Origin of the sequence: Streptomyces sp. NRRL B-24572 (assembly GCF_002156145.1) — a bacterium.
Lineage (GTDB): Bacteria > Actinomycetota > Actinomycetes > Streptomycetales > Streptomycetaceae > Streptomyces > Streptomyces vietnamensis.
The window spans coordinates 1-1,462 of the sequence record NZ_MWIG01001062.1; the positions used below are offsets into that span (position 1 = coordinate 1).

A 1,462-nucleotide genomic window follows, 5' to 3' on the forward strand; every position below is an offset into this window, starting at 1 on the left:
CGGATGGACGATCCGCGCCGCCGCGTCGCACGGCAGCACGGTGACCAGGTCGCGCCGCCCGCCGAGCGCCCGGGAGATCGCCGTGACCTCCAGGAGCGCACTGCCCAGTTCGGCGTCGCTGACCGACCCCGAGGTGTCGATGACGACGGAGACCCGGGGCGGACTGCGCCGCAGACTCGGCAGCACCGCGCCGGGCACGGAGACCGAGCGCCGCGACGGCCGCCCGTACGAGTAGTCGTCCCCCGCGCCGGAACCGTACGCCGCCGACCTGACGGCCGCCCCCAGCAACTCCCGCCAGGCCTGCGGCGGATGGAACGCCTCCTCGGCCCATCGCCGCCAGCCCTTCGGCGTGCTCCCCGGCCGGCCGGTGATCGCCCGGGCCACCCGGAACCGTACGGCGTCCTGCTCCTGGGCACTCAGCCCCCGGGCACCGTCCGCCCCCAGGTCCCAGGCCCGTTCGAGGCCGTCGGCGCCGCTGCCGCAGTCCAGCCAGCCCGCGTCCCGGGTCCGCAGGCCGAGCTGGAACTGCCGCAGGTAGTCCTCCATGAGCTCCCCCTCGGGAAGCCCCAGCATCTCGGGATGGACGGCCCCTCCGGGCCTCGGCAGCCCGTCGCCGAACACGTCGTCGTTGATCTCGCAGTCCGCCGCGATGTTCATCCGCAGCCGCTCGCCCGAACCCGTGAGACCGCGCTCCCGCGCCACCCGGTCGCTGCGCCCGTGGTGGTCGCGGAGCAGATGCGTCACCTCGTGCACCCACACCCCGGCCAGCTCCTCCACCGGGGTCCGGTCGACGAACGACGGAGAGACGTAGCAGCGCCAGTGCCGGTCCACCGCCATGGTCGGCACCTCCCGCGACGCCACCGTGTGCAGGGCGAACAGCGCGGTCGCCAGATACGGCCGGACGCGTACGGCGTGCAGGCGGGCGGCGTACAGCTTCTCCAGGTCCAGGCCCGGTTCCTTCACGTCCGGCCTCATCGCCCCGCCCCCGCACCCGCCGACACGGCCGCCGCCACGCGGTCGCCCGCCCGGTCCGCGCGCCGCGACAGGGACACGACCCCGGCGAGCCGCTCGATCGACGCCGGAACGTCCCAGTCCTCCCGGCGCAACCCGGCCAGCGTCGTCGCCGGTACGACCACCAGGTCCGGCGGTCCCGACTCCAGCGCACGGGCGAGCAGCGCCCACGCCGCGTCCCAACGGGCCCTTTCCGGGCGCCGGGCGACCGCCTCCACGACCCCTTCGAGGGCCGCCTGGCGACGGTCACCGCGCTCGGGCAGCTCGGCCCCCTCGGGGTCGGCGAGGAGCAGTTCGGGGTCCGGGAGGTCCATCCGGTCGAGCCAGGCCAGGAGTTCGAGCCCCGGACCGTCCCCGACGGCCCCCCTGACCAGCTGCGACAGCACGTCCCGCGAGACACCGGCGGCGGTCGCGAAGGCGATGAGGCGCAGCGCCGCCCGTGTCTCGCGGG

At 75.8% G+C, this 1,462-nt stretch carries 1 protein-coding gene and 1 pseudogene; both read right to left on the minus strand.

Going from position 1 to position 1,462, the window contains the following annotated elements:
* Nucleotides 1-975: hypothetical protein (locus tag CCN56_RS40155; protein ID WP_086832496.1), on the minus strand; the 975-nt coding region annotated here is incomplete at its 3' end.
* Nucleotides 972-1,462: pseudogene (locus tag CCN56_RS40160) on the minus strand (AAA family ATPase); the annotation flags it as partial. The gene CCN56_RS40155 and the pseudogene CCN56_RS40160, both read right to left, overlap by 4 nt.